Source organism: Kineococcus gynurae (genome assembly GCF_042433995.1).
GTDB lineage: Bacteria > Actinomycetota > Actinomycetes > Actinomycetales > Kineococcaceae > Kineococcus > Kineococcus gynurae.
On record NZ_JBHLUI010000008.1, the window covers coordinates 996,268 to 1,010,813 of the forward strand.

At 72.9% G+C, this 14,546-nt stretch carries 10 protein-coding genes; 7 read left to right on the plus strand and 3 right to left on the minus strand.

Going from position 1 to position 14,546, the window contains the following annotated elements; genetic code table 11:
• Window positions 1-62 precede the first annotated feature (62 nt).
• Window positions 63-410, minus strand: coding sequence for a hypothetical protein (locus tag ACFFKU_RS11040; RefSeq protein WP_380137872.1), 348 nt, complete (start codon window positions 408-410; stop codon window positions 63-65).
• A 256-nt stretch (window positions 411-666) separates the two neighbouring features.
• On the opposite strand from ACFFKU_RS11040, the gene ACFFKU_RS11045 reads away from it, so the two are divergent.
• Entirely contained in the window at window positions 667-4,095 is a 3,429-nt protein-coding gene (locus ACFFKU_RS11045; protein ID WP_380137874.1) for a pyruvate carboxylase, read from the plus strand.
• Between the two features lie 9 nt (window positions 4,096-4,104).
• Here the strand turns inward: ACFFKU_RS11045 and ACFFKU_RS11050 are convergent, their stop codons facing one another.
• Window positions 4,105-4,506, minus strand: coding sequence for a hypothetical protein (locus tag ACFFKU_RS11050; protein ID WP_380137875.1), 402 nt, complete (start codon window positions 4,504-4,506; stop codon window positions 4,105-4,107).
• Between the two features lie 208 nt (window positions 4,507-4,714).
• Window positions 4,715-7,246, minus strand: coding sequence for a bifunctional lysylphosphatidylglycerol flippase/synthetase MprF (mprF, locus tag ACFFKU_RS11055; protein WP_380137877.1), 2,532 nt, complete (start codon window positions 7,244-7,246; stop codon window positions 4,715-4,717).
• Between the two features lie 118 nt (window positions 7,247-7,364).
• Between mprF and ACFFKU_RS11060 the strand changes: the two genes are divergently transcribed.
• The 6 genes from ACFFKU_RS11060 (at window position 7,365) to ACFFKU_RS11085 (ending at window position 14,546) form a co-directional block, all read left to right on the plus strand.
• Window positions 7,365-8,387, plus strand: coding sequence for an acetamidase/formamidase family protein (locus tag ACFFKU_RS11060; protein WP_380137878.1), 1,023 nt, complete (start codon window positions 7,365-7,367; stop codon window positions 8,385-8,387).
• A 77-nt stretch (window positions 8,388-8,464) separates the two neighbouring features.
• Window positions 8,465-9,523, plus strand: a complete 1,059-nt coding sequence (locus tag ACFFKU_RS11065; protein ID WP_380137879.1) for a LacI family DNA-binding transcriptional regulator — start codon at window positions 8,465-8,467, stop codon at window positions 9,521-9,523.
• A 232-nt stretch (window positions 9,524-9,755) separates the two neighbouring features.
• A complete protein-coding gene (locus tag ACFFKU_RS11070) occupies window positions 9,756-10,733 on the plus strand; it encodes an ABC transporter substrate-binding protein (protein ID WP_380137880.1) in 978 nt (325 codons plus the stop codon).
• Window positions 10,734-10,804: 71 nt separating this feature from the next.
• Window positions 10,805-12,412 carry a sugar ABC transporter ATP-binding protein gene (locus ACFFKU_RS11075; RefSeq protein ID WP_380137881.1) on the plus strand — a complete coding sequence of 536 codons (1,608 nt, stop codon included), beginning with the start codon at window positions 10,805-10,807 and terminating at the stop codon, window positions 12,410-12,412.
• The gene (locus ACFFKU_RS11080; protein ID WP_380137882.1) at window positions 12,409-13,500 is read left to right on the plus strand and encodes an ABC transporter permease; all 1,092 of its coding nucleotides are present in this window, start codon (window positions 12,409-12,411) and stop codon (window positions 13,498-13,500) included. The genes ACFFKU_RS11075 and ACFFKU_RS11080 overlap by 4 nt, the downstream gene beginning before the upstream one ends.
• Window positions 13,497-14,546, plus strand: coding sequence for an ABC transporter permease subunit (locus ACFFKU_RS11085; protein ID WP_380137883.1), 1,050 nt, complete (start codon window positions 13,497-13,499; stop codon window positions 14,544-14,546). Before ACFFKU_RS11080 ends, ACFFKU_RS11085 begins: the two co-directional genes overlap by 4 nt.

Here is a 14,546-nt window from a genome sequence, read left to right on the forward strand (position 1 = left end):
CCGGTGGGGGTCGTCGGGGATCCGACGGGGGAGGGGGCTCCGGGAAGCGGACGGGGAACCGCTCACCCGTCCCAGGAGGCAAGCGAGACGACGACGACCCGGGTGGCCGCACGCCCGTAGAGGCGGAGGTCCGCTTCGCCGACGGCCGCGGCCCCGGCGACCTCGGGGGCGGCGAGAAGCGCGGCCAGCTGCTCCACCGTGAGCCCGCTGCACAGGCCGAAGGTGAGCAGCAGGGCGGGATGCCCGCGCCTGCTCAGGGTGAGGGCCTCCCGCGGGGTCAGGTTCCGGGCGCGGCGACGACGGAGGCCGTCGAGGTCCAGGAAGCGCGGCGGCAGGATGCCGAGGTCGGCGACCAGCGCCCGCAGCTCGAGATCGTCGGTGAGCCCGGCCAGGACCTCCGACAGTCGCACGACGACGCCCGGGTCAGCGCCGCCGACGCCGCAGCAGCAGGCCCACGACCACGGCGATCACGAGGACGACCACGACGATCTGCACGGCGATGATGGTGCTGGACGAGCTCATGACGACTCCTGCTCCGCGTCCGACCGCGCCCGGACGGGCGGGGCCCCGATCACGGCGTCGACGTCGCGCTCGCGCACCTGGGTCCCGCCCGGGGCCCGAGAACCGGTACGTTGCCGCCCACTGATCCCAACGGAGGGCGAGGTCGTGTTCGCAAAGGTGCTGGTGGCCAACCGGGGCGAGATCGCGGTGCGGGCGTTCCGCGCGGCGTACGAACTGGGGGCGCGGACGGTCGCGGTGTTCCCGGTGGAGGACCGCAACGCGGTGCACCGCATCAAGGCGGACGAGTCCTACCTGATCGGGGAGGAGGGGCACCCGGTCCGGGCCTACCTCGACGTGGACGAGATCGTGCGGGTGGCCCGGCACGCGGGGGCGGACGCGGTGTACCCGGGGTACGGGTTCCTCTCGGAGAACCCGCGGTTGGCGCAGGCGTGCGCGGAGGCGGGGATCGCCTTCGTGGGGCCGCCGCCGGAGGTGCTGGAACTGGCGGGGAACAAGGTCCGGGCGATCGGGGCGGCGCGGGCCGCGGGCTTGCCGGTGCTGGCCTCCTCCGCTCCGTCGGACGACGTGGACACGTTGGTCGCCGCGGCGGAGGGCATCGGGTTCCCGGTGTTCGTGAAGGCGGTGGCCGGTGGGGGCGGGCGCGGGATGCGCCGCGTCGATGACGCGGCCGCGTTGCCGGAGGCGTTGGCGACGGCGATGCGGGAGGCCGAGAGCGCGTTCGGGGATCCGACGGTGTTCCTGGAGCAGGCGGTGCTGCGGCCCCGTCACATCGAGGTGCAGATCCTGGCGGATGCGGCCGGGGAGACGGTGCACCTGTTCGAGCGGGACTGCTCGGTGCAGCGTCGGCACCAGAAGGTCGTGGAGATCGCGCCGGCGCCGAACCTCGACCCGGGCCTGCGGGAGGCGTTGACCGCCGACGCGGTCGCGTTCGCCCGCTCGATCGGTTACGTGAACGCGGGGACGGTGGAGTTCCTGGTCGAGACGACGGGGGAGCGGGCCGGGCAGCACGTGTTCATCGAGATGAACCCGCGCATCCAGGTCGAGCACACGGTCACCGAGGAGGTGACCGACGTGGACCTGGTGCAGTCGCAGCTGCGGATCGCGGCGGGGGAGACCCTGGCCGACCTGGGCCTGTCGCAGGCCGGGATCCGGGTGAACGGCGCGGCGTTGCAGTGCCGGATCACGACGGAGGACCCGGCCAACGGGTTCCGCCCGGACACGGGGCGGATCACCGCCTACCGCACCGCGGGTGGGGCCGGGGTCCGCCTGGACGGGGGGACCGCGGACACGGGCGCGGAGATCTCGGCGCACTTCGACTCGATGCTGGTGAAGCTGACCTGCCGGGGGCGAAGTTTCCCGTTGGCGGTGCGGCGGGCCTCGCGGGCGCTGGCGGAGTTCCGCATCCGGGGGGTGTCGACCAACATCCCGTTCCTGCAGTCGGTCCTGGAGGACGAGGCGTTCGCGGCCGGTGACGTCGCGACGTCGTTCATCGAGGAACGGCCGCACCTGCTCACCGCCCGCACCCCGGGTGACCGGGGTACGAAACTGCTGCGCTACCTGGCCGACGTGACCGTCAACGAACCCCACGGTCCGGCCCGGACCCTCATCGACCCGGCGGTGAAACTCCCGGCCCTGCCCGGGCCGGGGACAGGGACGGGGGCTGGTCCGCGGCGCGGTGTCGAGGGGGGGACGCAGCGGGAACGCCTGCGGGAGCTGGGGCCGGCGGCGTGGGCGGCGCGACTGCGGGCGCAGACCCCGCTGGCGGTGACCGACACCACGTTCCGCGACGCGCACCAGTCGCTGCTGGCGACGCGGGTGCGGACGCGGGACCTGCTCGCGGTGGCCCCGCACGTGGACGCGTTGCTGCCGGAACTGTTGAGCGTGGAGTGCTGGGGCGGGGCGACCTACGACGTGGCCCTGCGGTTCCTCGGTGAGGACCCGTGGGAACGGCTCGCGGCGTTGCGGGAGGCCATGCCGCGCACCAACCTGCAGATGCTGCTGCGGGGGCGCAACACCGTCGGCTACACCCCCTACCCGACGGAGGTGACCTCGGCGTTCGTCGCCGAGGCCGCGGGGACCGGGATCGACGTGTTCCGCATCTTCGACGCCCTCAACGACGTCTCGCAGATGCGCCCGGCGGTCGAGGCGGTCCTGGAGACGGGGTCGGCGGTGGCCGAGGTCGCCCTCTGCTACACCGGGGACCTGAGCTCGCCCGAGGAGCGGTTGTACACCCTCGACTACTACCTGCGCCTGGCCGAGCAGATCGTGGAGTCCGGCGCGCACGTCCTGGCCATCAAGGACATGGCCGGGTTGTTGCGGGCCCCGGCCGCGGTGCGGTTGGTGACGGCGTTGCGGGAACGGTTCGACCTGCCGGTGCACCTGCACACCCACGACACCGCCGGGGGGCAGCTGGCCACGCTGCTCGCGGCCTCGGCGGCCGGGGTGGACGCCGTCGACGTCGCGAGCGCGGCGATGGCCGGGACGACGTCGCAGCCGCCCGCCTCCTCGCTGGTGGCGGCGTTGCAGCACACCGACCGCGACCCCGGTCTGGACCTGCGGGCGGTGATGGACCTGGAGCCCTACTGGGAGGCGGTGCGTCAGGTCTACGCCCCCTTCGAGTCCGGTCTGCCCGCCCCGACCGGGCGGGTCTACGACCACGAGATCCCCGGCGGGCAGCTGTCCAACCTGCGTCAGCAGGCCATCGCGCTGGGGTTGGGGTCGAAGTTCGAGCTGATCGAGGACATGTACGCCGCGGCCGATCGGATCCTCGGCCGGCTGGTGAAGGTCACCCCCTCCTCCAAGGTGGTCGGGGACCTGGCCCTGTCCCTGGTCGCCGCCGGCGCCGACCCGGGCGAGTTCGCCGACAACCCGCAGGACTACGACGTGCCCGACTCCGTGGTCGGGTTCCTCTCCGGCGACCTCGGCGACCCGCCCGGCGGGTGGCCCGAACCGTTCCGCACCAGGGCGTTGCAGGGACGGCGCCGGCCCGCGCCCACGGCCGACCTCACCGACGACGACCGTTCCGTGCTGGCCGGCAGCGGCCTCGCGCGTCGCCGCCGGTTGAACGAACTCCTGTTCCCCGGCCCGGCCAAGGAGTTCGCCCAGGTACGGGAGACCTACGGCGACGTGTCGGTCCTCGACACCCGCGACTTCCTCTACGGCCTGCGGGCCGGCAACGAGCACGTGTTCACCCTCGACCGCGGCGTCACGCTGCTGGCCGAGCTGGAGGCGATCGGGGAGGCCGACGAACGCGGGCAGCGGACGGTCATGACCATCCTCAACGGGCAGCTGCGCCCGGTGCGGGTCCGCGACCGCAGCATCGACGTGGCCGTCAAGGCCGCGGAGAAGGCCGATCCCTCCGTGGCCGGGCAGGTCCCGGCCCCCTACGCCGGCGCCGTCACCGTCGCGGTCGAGGAGGGGCAGGCCGTCGAGGCCGGTGACACCGTCGCGACCATCGAGGCCATGAAGATGGAGGCCGCGATCACCGCCCCGATCTCCGGGACCGTGCAACGGCTCGCCCTCGGCGGCATCCAGCAGGTCGAGGGCGGTGACCTCGTCCTCGTCGTGGGATGACCCGTGGGGTCAGGGACGCGTCGGCAGCAGCGGCACCTGCCCGTCGTCCCCCGAGCCGAGGTGCAGGGTGCTGATCGCGACCTGGTCGGAGGGGGCGGGACCCGGGTAGGTGCCGGTGATGCGGAGTCGCACGACCGTCACCTCACGGGGCTGGATGTCGAGGAGCTGGAGGTCCCGGGTGCCGTCGGTCAAGGTCTGGGCGACCGCGGCGTCGTCGAGCACCGCCGAGGCGGGGTAGGAGACCGGCGTGCCGGCGTCGTCGCGCCCGTCGGGTCGGGTGCTGCAGGCCGGCGCGCCCGTCGCGGCGACGCGGGGTTCCACGGCCGGCGCGGCCCTGGTGGGCGGGACGAGATCGATCATGCCGTCGCCCACCGGGACGTCCTCGCCGGACGGCACGCGGAGGAGCACCACCAGACGACGACTGCGAGCGCGAGGCAGAACCCGCGCGCCACGAGAAGCCGGCGCCGCCGACGGCCCCCTCTCGCGGGGCGCGGCGCGGCAGACTCGTGACGTCGTAGGTGTCGGGCATGGGGTCCTCGCTGGTCGGGTCGTGACCCGACGCCAGGCCGACCCACCGCAGGGTCACCCCGGGGAGATCCCGGGGTGCCCCGGCGAGGACTCAGCCGCGGACGACCCCGCGGATCCCGCCGCCGACGAGGGTCGCCACGTTCATCATGGCGGTGGGCAGCGCCGGGCCGCCGGGGGCCGCGACGTAGCAGGTGCGCCACTCGGGGTCGAAACCCTGCTTGAAGGTCCGCAACCCCTTGAAGTTGTAGAACTGCTCGCCGTGCTTCCAGAGCAGGTTGCCGATGCGGTCCCAGAACGGGGCGGTGGCGTCGGTCCGCAGACCGGACAGCGGGGCCATGCCGAGGTTGAACGCGCTGAACCCGTTCTCCTTGGCCCAGAGGATGCACTCCACGAACAGGTACGTCATGACGGTGCGGGGGCCGTCGGGCAGGCGCCGCATGATGTCGACCTGGACCTCGCGGTCGTCGGCGTCGATCCAGAGCGTCGCGAAGGCGATGACGCGACCCTCCTGGCGGACGACGATGAGCGGGAACCGGCGGACGTACTCGTCGTCGAAGGCGCCGAGGGAGAAGCGCTTCTCCTTGCCGTTGCGGTGCTCCAGCCAGGCGGCCGACACCTCGCGCAGCTCCGGGAGCAGCGGGTCGACGTCGGAGGCGGGGACGAAGTCGACGGTCAGGCCGAGCTTCTGGGACTTGTTGCGGCAGTTGCGCAGACCCATGCGGGCCTTGCCGGCCAACGAGAACGGCTCGAGGTGCACGACCGCCTCCTCACCGAGCTTGGCCAGGCTCAGCCCGCAGCTGCGGTAGAGCTCGGCGTGGTCGGCCATCACGTTGTAGAACACCGGCCGCCCGCCGTGGCGGTCGACCTCGTCCACGAAACTCCAGACGAGATCGCGGAAGTCGTCGGGTTCGCCGACCGGGTCGCCCATGACGACCCAGCTGCGGCCCTCGACCTGGTACATCAGGAACGCGCCGCCGGTCGGGCTGAAGTGGAACTGCTTGTCACCGGTGAAGGCGAGGTGGGAGAGGCACCGGCCGGAGCGGGCGACGATGTCGTCGACCCGGGCCAGCTGCTCGCCGTCGGTGGTGGGGGCGGTCCGGGCGCGGGGGGAGACGATCCAGCGTCCGCCGACGACGATGCCCACGATCCCGGCGAGGATGGCCAGCCGGTCCGGCCCCGACGTCTGCGCGGCGATGGAGGCGGCCCACAGCGGTCGGTCGCCCGGGGCGCACAACCCGCTCAGCTCCAGCCACCACAGGGAGACCCCGACGAGGACCACGGCCACCACGGGCGACACCCGGTCGCGGGGCCAGGTCAGCAGGACCCCGCGGTAGAACGCGGGACGGGCCAGCAGGAGCAGTCCGGCGGAGCCGGCGGTGACCAGGGCGATGGCGACGTCACCGTGACCGGCGGCCACGATGGTGACCAGGCCGAGCAGCCCGAGGGTGGCCGCCCAGGCGCCCTTCAACCGCCGGTGCAGGCCGTGGGCCAGGGGCAGCGCGGCCAGACCCGCGAGACCGATGGTGATCGAGGAGAGGTCCAGGCCGCGGGTGCCGGGCAGGTGCCCGGCCACCAGCATCACCGCGCCGACCCCGGCGACGCCGAGCCCCAGGACGGAGGGGGTCAGCACGCTCGGCAGCCGGGCGGGGCCGCGGCGGATCGACTCCGACCGCGAGCCGAGGCCGTGCCGGGCCTCGTGGCCCACGAGCAGCACGGTGGCCAGCAGCAGGGGCAGGACGTAGTAGCAGAGCCGGTAGGCGACCAGCGCGACGGCCAGACCGGCCGAGGGGGTCCCGGAGCCGATGAGGACGACGAGCGCGGTCTCGAACACGCCGAGCCCGCCGGGCACGTTGCTGACCAGGCCGACCACGGTGGCGATGGTGAAGGCCGTGGCGAACGCCAGGAACGGCAGCCGACCCGGTTCGGGCAGCAGGACGTGGAGGACGGCCGCCATGGTCATCCACTCGACCGTGGAGAGCGCGACCTGGGCCAGGGCGAGGCGGGGGGAGGGACGGTCGATGCGCCAGCCGCGGAAGCCGAGGGGTCGGCGACCCACGAGGGTCCAGCCGAGGTAGGCCGCCACCGCGGCCAGCACGACGACGCCGAGGCCCAGGGTGGCCCCGGGGGACAGGCGCAGCGCGTCGCCGGCCCGCTCCGGGGTGAGCACGAGACCGGCCCCGGCCAGCACGGCCGCCCCGAGGGTCAGCGTGACGAGGTTGAACCCGATGATCCGGGTGATGGCGAAGCCCGGGACCTGCCAGGTCGAGTAGACCCGGGCCCGCAGGGCCGCACCGACGACGGCCGAGGCCCCCAGGTTGTTGCCGAACGCGGTGGCCACGAAGGAGGCGAGCCCGAAGCGCCGGTAGGGCAGCGGGTGCTCGACGTAGCGCAGGGCCAGGGCGTCGTACCCGGTCATCGCCACGTAGGAGGCCACGGTCGCGGCCAGGGCGGCGAGCACGACCCCGGGACCGAGCGCGACGAGGTCCGCGCCGAGATCGGCGAGGCTGAGGTGGCGGAAGGTCCGGAACAGCAGCACGGCGGCGGCCACCAGCATCCCGACGACCAGGAGCGGGGTCAGCAGCTGCTTGACCGGGACACGGGGACGCGAGGGTGCGGAGCTCACGCGACCCTCATCGGTCGTCGGGGCCCGGATCTTGAAGGTCCCGGCGTGTCGCGGCTCCCCGGGCGCGTCGCGTCGAGGGTCGCCCCGGGGGCGGGGCGAGGTGTGGTGGGGTGGGGCGATGGAGCACGTGGACGTCGTCCCGACCCCGGCCGAGTTCGCCTGGACCTTCGGCGGCGCGTCCCCGCTGCGCACGCTGCGCCCGGGGACCCTGCTCACCGCCTGGAGCGAGGACGCCTTCTCCGGGCAGCTGCGCGGCACCGCCGACGTGACCTCGGCGCAGACCTTCCCCGGTCTCAACCCCCAGACCGGGCCGTTCTTCGTGGAGGGCGCCGAACCCGGCGACACCCTCGTGCTGCACCTGGTGGACCTCCGGCCCGCGCGTTCCCACGGGGTCTCCTCGCTGGTGCCGTTCTTCGGCGGGCTCACCTCGACCGACCGGACCGCGACGCTGCAGCCCGCGCTGCCGGAACGCACGTGGGTGTACGAGGTGGACACCGCGGCGGGGACGGTGGGTTTCGTCGCGGGCGGGGAGGTCGCCGGGGGCGGTGACTGGTCGGTGGCCCTGCCCCTGGAACCCATGCTCGGCACGGTCGGGGTCGCCCCGGCCGCCGGGGAGGTGCGCACCTCCCTCGTCCCGGACGTGTTCGGGGGCAACCTGGACACCCCGGAGATGCGGGTCGGGACCACCGTGTACCTGCGGGTGAACGTCCCCGGGGCGCTGTTCTCGCTGGGCGACGGGCACTACCGCCAGGGCGAGGGGGAGTCCTGCGGGACCGCGGTCGAGGGGGCGATGCACTCGACCCTGCTGGTCGACCTGGTGAAGGGGTCCGCCTCGGGCGGGGGACCGGCCTGGCCGCGGTTGGAGGACGACGAGTTCCTCATGGTCGTCGGGTCCGGGCGGCCGCTGGAGGACGCCTGGCGGGCCGGGCAGGTCGACGCCGTCGCCTGGATCGCCGACCTCACCGGGTTGGACACCCTCGACGCCTACCAGCTGCTGTCGCAGATCTCCCGGGTCCCGTTGGCCAACGTCGTCGACGCGAACTACTCCTGCGTCACGAAGATCCCGAAACGGTTCCTCCGGGGAGCCCCGGCCTACGGCGGCGTCCACGCCGACCTCCGGGCCCGGGCCCGGGGCCTCTGAACGGGCCGGTCGACGGCGGTCGCGGGCGGATGGACGGGGATGCTGACGAGACGGGCCGTGATCCCTACACTCCGGGTGTGAGCGCTCTCATGGACGACCGCGCCGCGGGGGTCCGCGGGGGCCGTCCGCCGTCCATCAACGACGTCGCGGCCGGGGCGGGCGTCTCGATCCAGACCGTCTCGCGGGTGCTCAACGATTCGCCGAAGGTGGCGCCGGCGACGCGCAAGCGCGTGCTCGCCGTCATCGACGAACTCGGGTACCGGCGCAATCCGGTCGCCCGCGCGCTGGCGACCGGGCGGGCCGGGGTGCTCGGGGTCCTGGCCCCCAGTTCGGCGCTGTACGGGCCGGCCTCGATCACCGCGGCCCTCGGGGTGGCCGCGGTCGAGGCCGGGATCCATCTCGCGGTCGAGCACGTCATCGAGTTCGAGGCGGCCTCCGTGGCGCAGGGGATGAACCGGCTGACCGAACAACTGGTGTCGGCCATCGTCGTCGTCGCCCCCGTCCGGGCGGCGGCCGCCGCGCTCGCCGACACCACCGCACCGGTTCCGGTGGTGAGCGTGGACTCCGTGCCGGCAGCCGGTCGTCTCGACGTGTCGGTCGACCAGGAGGCGGGCGGATTCCTTGCCACGCAACATCTTCTCGACCTGGGGCACGACACCGTCTGGCACGTCGCCGGGCCGGACTCATGGCACGACGCCCAGGCCCGCCGACGCGGGTGGGAAGCGGCGCTGCGGGCGGGCGGACGGGAGATCCCCCCGCACCTGGACGGCGACTGGTCGGCCGGGTCCGGTTACCGGGCCGGGCAGATCCTCGCACGCATCGCCGACGCGACCGCGGTGTTCGCCGCCAACGACGCCCAGGCCCTCGGGGTGCTGCGGGCCATGGCCGAGGCCGGTCGTCGCGTCCCGCAGGACGTGAGCGTCGTGGGTTTCGACGACACCCCGGAATCGGCCCACTTCCTGCCCCCCCTGACCACGGTCCGGCAGGAGTTCGCCGAACTCGGCCGGACCGCGCTGCGGACCGCGCTGCAGCTCGTGGCGCTCGGGCGCGGGGAGGTGGTGGCCCCGGTGAGTTCGGTGCGGTTGCCGCCTCAGCTCGTCGCGCGTCGGAGTTCCGCACCCGTCACCCGCGGCTGAGTGTTACCCGTTCGTGATCCCGGGTGCGTTGATTCGCTGTCGTGTGAGCGCTCACACTGGAGATGCACACCACCGGAACGCGGTGGAGGGCGGACACCGGCGTGGTTCCCCGGGTTGCAGTGCAGCGACCCGACCCGCTCCCGGGGGTGACGCCGTCCACCCCCGACGTCGGTGGGCACCACCCGGTCGGCAACGGCAGGACCGGCGACCACCCGCTCGATGAGGAGTCACCTTGTTCCAGACCCAGAGGCGCACCTTCCTGTCCATCCTGGCCGGCACCGGCCTGGCGCTGTCGCTCGCCGCGTGCGGGGGTGACGCGCAGAGCGACGTGGGCGGTGGTGGCGACGCCGGTTCGGCGATCCGGGTCGGCTACTCCCAGCTCGGCGCCGAGAGCGGGTGGCGGACGGCGAACACCGAGTCGGTCAAGGAGAACCTCACCGCGGCCAACGGTTTCGACCTGGTGTTCGTCGACGCGCAGCAGAAGCAGGAGAACCAGATCAAGGCGCTGCGCGACTTCATCGCCCAGGACGTCGACGTCATCGCCTTCTCCCCGGTGGTCGAGACGGGGTGGGACGACGTCCTGCAGGAGGCCAAGGACGCCGGGATCCCCGTCGTGCTGGTGGACCGCACGGTCGACACCACGGTCAGCGACCCGTACGTGACCCACATCGGCTCCGACTTCGCCGCCGAGGGCAAGAAGGCCGGGGACTGGGTGGCCGAGAACGCGCCGGACGCCAAGATCTTCGAGCTTCAGGGCACCCTGGGGTCCGGGGCCCAGGTCGACCGCGAGGAGGGTTTCGACGCGGTCGTCGGCGAGCAGGTGATCGGCAAGGCCAGCGGCAACTTCACCCGGGCCGAGGGCCGGACCGCCACCGAGGCTGCCCTGCAGGCCTACCCCGACATGACGATGATCTTCACGCACAACGACGACATGGGGTTGGGGGCGATCGAGGCGATCGAGGCCGCCGGGAAGGCCCCGGGCACCGACATCCAGATCGTGTCCGTCGACGCCGTCCGCGACGGCCTGCAGGCCCTGGTCGACAAGAAGTTCAACTACGTCGTGGAGTGCAACCCGGCCTTCGGCGACCAGCTCGCCGAGCTGGTGAAGAAGGTCGCGAACGGCGAGGACGTCCCCAAGGAGACCGTGGTCGAGGAGACGACGTTCGACCAGACCATCACCCAGGCCCAGGTCGACGCCCGTCCCTACTGAGGTCTCGTTCCGGCGCCGGTCCCCCCGGCGCCGGAACCCGTCCGTCCCCGTCGTACCCCTCCGGAGGAGACATGACCGAGAACCCGGTCCCAGCAGGAAACCCCGGCCTGTCGCCCGACGTGCGCGAGGTCGCCCCCCGGGTGGAGGTCTCCGGGGCGACCATCGACTTCCCCGGGGTGCGCGCCCTCGACGACGTCCACCTGCGGCTGTTCCCCGGTGAGGTCCACGCCCTCATGGGCGAGAACGGGGCCGGGAAGTCCACGCTCATCAAGGCCCTCACCGGGGTCCACCGCCTCGACGCCGGGGAGGTCCGCCTGGACGGCCGGGTCCTGCACCTGGCCGAACCCGGGGCCGCCCGCGCGGCCGGCATCAGCACGGTCTACCAGGAGGTCAACCTCTGCCCCAACCTGTCGGTGGCCGAGAACGTGATGCTCGGGCACGAGGTGCGGAGGGGGCCGTTCGTCGACTGGCGCCGGACCCGGCGCGCGGCGGTGGAGCACCTGCGGCGCCTCAACCTCGACCTGGACCCGCGTTCGCCCCTGGACGCGCAGACCATCGCGGTGCAGCAGCTCGTCGCGATCGCCCGGGCCATGGTCGTCGAGGCGAAGGTGCTCATCCTGGACGAACCCACGTCGAGCCTGGACCGCGCCGAGGTCGCCGAACTGTTCCGGGTCGTGCGGCAGCTGCGGGACTCGGGGGTGGCGATCCTCTTCGTCTCGCACTTCATGGACCAGGTCTACGAGATCTCCGACCGGATGACGGTGCTGCGCAACGGGCGCTTCGTGCTGGAGAGCCGGACCGCCGACCTGCCCCGGCGCGACCTCATCGCGGCGATGATCGGGCGGTCCGGCGACGAGCTCGCCGGGGTGGAGGAGACGGCACGGGCCGCGGTCGGTCTGCACGGTGCCGACGACCGGCCGGTGGTGAGCGCCCGGGGGATCGCCCGGACGGGAGGGGTCGAGGCGTTCGACCTCGACCTGTACGCGGGGGAGATCGTCGGGTTCGCGGGGTTGCTGGGTTCCGGGCGCAGCGAGGCGGTGCGGCTGCTGACCGGTGCCGACCGCCCGGACGCCGGGGAGCTGCGGGTCGACGGTTCCCCGGTCCGGTTCGGTTCACCCTTGCCCGCCCTGCAGCACGGGATCGCCTACTCGACGGAGGACCGCAAGAAGGACGGCATCGTGGGAGACCTCACGATCCGGGAGAACATGGCCCTCGCCCTGCAGGCCCGCCGCGGGGCCTGGCGCCCCCTGCCGGCCCGGGAGCTGGACGAGATCGTCGAGCGGTACATGACCGCCCTCGACGTGAACCCCAAGAACCCCGACGCCCTCATCCGCAACCTCTCCGGCGGCAACCAGCAGAAGGTCCTGCTCGCGCGATGGCTGGCGACGTCGCCCCGGGTCCTCGTCCTGGACGAACCGACGCGCGGCATCGACGTCGGGGCCAAGGCACAGATCCAGCGTCTGGTCGTGGAACTCGCCCAGCAGGGGTTGTCCGTGGTCTTCATCTCCTCGGAGCTGGAGGAGGTCCTGCGGTTGAGCCAGCGCGTGATCGTGCTGCGGGACCGGGCCGTGGTCGCCGAGCTGGTGAACTCCGACGACGTCGGCACCGGGACGGTGATGGCGGTCATGGCCGCCACGGCCCCGGCACAGGACCAGCAGAAGGAGGAACCCGCGGCATGAACGCATCCGCCCCGGTGAGCACCGTCCGACGGGTGAGCGGGCACGCCCTGTTCTGGCCCACGCTCGCCCTCGTCGTCCTGCTCGTCGCCTGCTCGGTCACGAGCCCCGGTTTCGCCGACGTCTCGGTGCGCGACGGAGCGCTCGTCGGGCAACCGGTCGACATCCTGCGCAACAGCGTGACCCCGTTGCTGCTGGCCCTCGGCATGTGCCTGGTCATCGCCACCGGCGGTATCGACCTGTCGGTCGGGGCGGTGATGGCGATCTCGTTGGCGGTCTCGCTCACCTACCTGCAGGGGTCCGCCGACGCCGGGAACCCCCTCACCGTGCTGTCGGCGGTCGTCCTGGGCCTGCTCCTCGGGGTCGCCGTGGGGTCCTTCAACGGGGTCCTCGTGACGGTGCTGGGGGTGCAACCGTTCATCGCCACGATGATCCTCATGGTGGCCGGGCGGGGGATCGCCATGCTCATCACCAAGGGACAGATCACGACGGTGACGAGTCCGCCGTTCAAGGCGCTCGGCGCCGGTTCGGTGCTGGGCCTGCCCACCGCCGTCGTGATCGGGGCCGTGGTGTTCGCCGTCGTCGCCCTGGTCGTCCGGCGCAGCGCCCTCGGCATGCTGCTGGAGGCCATCGGCATCAACCGGGAGGCGGCCCGGCTCTCCGGGGTCCGGTCCCGACGGACGACGTTCACCGTGTACGTGCTGGCCGGCGGGTTGGCGGCCTTGGCCGGGATCGTCTACGGCGCACCGACCATGGCCGCCGACGCGAACAACATCGGGTTGTTCTTCGAGCTCAACGCCATCGTCGTGGTCGTCCTCGGCGGGACCCGGCTCGACGGCGGACGGTTCTACCTGTCCGGTCTGGTCGTGGGAGCGCTGCTGCTCACCACGATCGAACGGGCGGTCATCATCTTCCAGCTGCCCTCGACGACGACGAACCTGTTCAAGGCGGCCGTCCTCATCGCGATCTGCGTCGCGGCCTCCCCGCGGGCGAAGCAGTGGTTGGGCGGGCGTCGACGGCCCCCGTCGACGCCCGGCAGCGACCCCCGACGGATCAGCGCCCCCGACCCGGCCAAGGAGATGTCGGCATGAGCACCTCGACCCCCACCGCTCCCGGGCGCGCCCCCTCGCCCGCCCCCACCCGGCCCCGGCGCCGCCTCGACGTCCGCCACCTGCCGGTCGCGGGAACCCTGCTGGCCCTCGTCGTCATGCTCGCCGTCGGGCAGGCCCGCTACTCGACCCCGCGCGCGGACTTCATCAGCATGCGCCTGGTCTCGAACCTCCTCATCGACAACTCCTACCTGCTGGTGCTGGCGGTGGGGATGACGTTCGTCATCCTGGCCGGGGGGATCGACCTGTCCGTGGGGGCCGTCGTCGCTCTCGTCGGGCTCGTGGTGGCCCAGTTCTTCGGCGCCGGGTTGCCGCTGCCGGTCGTGCTCGTCCTCGGGGTGCTGCTGGGAACCCTGTGCGGCACCGTGATCGGCGTCCTCGTCCAGTACTTCGACGTCCAACCGTTCATCGCGTCACTGGCCGTGCTGTTCCTCGCGCGAGGGGCGGCCACCGTCATCGGGACCCGGCCGCTGCCCATCGACGACCCGGGTTTCAGCGCGCTCGCCGCGGCGGGCCTGCGGTTCGGGGAGGGCCGGCAGTCCTGGCGGATCACCAGCAGCGTCGTCGTGGCGCTGGCGATCCTGCTGCTGGCCTACCTCGTGCTGCACCACACCCGGTTCGGTCGCACCGTCTACGGTCTCGGCGCGGGTGACCGTGGCCAGGCGGTGAGCCTCATGGGGCTGCGGGCCGAGCGGACCCGCGTCCTCGTCTACGTCATCAGCGGGACGTGCGCCGGGATCGCGGGCATCCTCTTCGCCTTCTACACGAAGTCGGGGTACAACCTCACCGGGGTCGGCATGGAGCTCGACGCCATCGCCGCCGTGGTGATCGGCGGCACCCTGCTCACCGGGGGCACGGGTTTCGTGCTGGGGACGGGGGCCGGGGTCGCGGTGTACGGCCTCATCCAGGTGCTCATCGCCCGGGAGAACCTCGACTCCTGGTGGACCCGGGTGTTCATCGGCAGCGTGCTGCTGGTGTTCGTCATCCTGCAGCGGGTCATCTCGATCCGGCGGACGCGGCGGGGATGA

Excerpts from the sequence above, each read along its gene's own strand:
- ACFFKU_RS11060 (WP_380137878.1), top strand. The coding sequence starts at position 7,365 with ATGGAGCACGTGGACGTCGTCCCGACCCCGGCCGAGTTCGCCTGGACC.
- ACFFKU_RS11075 (WP_380137881.1), top strand. The coding sequence starts at position 10,805 with ATGACCGAGAACCCGGTCCCAGCAGGAAACCCCGGCCTGTCGCCCGAC.
- ACFFKU_RS11080 (WP_380137882.1), top strand. The coding sequence starts at position 12,409 with ATGAACGCATCCGCCCCGGTGAGCACCGTCCGACGGGTGAGCGGGCAC.
- ACFFKU_RS11085 (WP_380137883.1), top strand. The coding sequence starts at position 13,497 with ATGAGCACCTCGACCCCCACCGCTCCCGGGCGCGCCCCCTCGCCCGCC.